1 protein-coding gene is annotated in these 251 nt (G+C 39.8%); it reads left to right on the top strand.

The genetic code is table 11. From position 1 onward, the window contains the following. A partial coding sequence (locus GBN19_RS15690; protein WP_005265707.1) for an integrase core domain-containing protein occupies positions 1–212 on the top strand: 212 nt, incomplete at its 5' end. Positions 213–251: the final 39 nt, after the last annotated feature.

Below are 251 nucleotides of genomic sequence, written 5' to 3'. Positions count from 1 at the left end.
TGGCTGAAACGGTGAATGGCTTATACAAAACAGAGGTGATTGAATATTTAAAAGCAGATTGGCAAGGTTTAGCAGATGTACAACTTGCGACACTAAACTGGGTAGATTGGTTCAATAAAAAGCGTGTACACAGTGCACTGGGTTATGTATCGCCTTTTGAGTTTGAAGCAATGTACTATGATAAGATTAACCCGTTAGGTCAGGTGGCCTAACTTAAATAAAAAAGTCTCCGATAAACCCGGTACGGTTCA

It is taken from the genome of Acinetobacter brisouii (assembly GCF_008993995.1).
Taxonomy (GTDB): Bacteria; Pseudomonadota; Gammaproteobacteria; order Pseudomonadales; family Moraxellaceae; genus Acinetobacter; species Acinetobacter brisouii_A.
The sequence above is the reverse complement of the archived record's forward strand: the minus strand, read 5'-3'. Positions and strand labels throughout refer to the sequence as shown.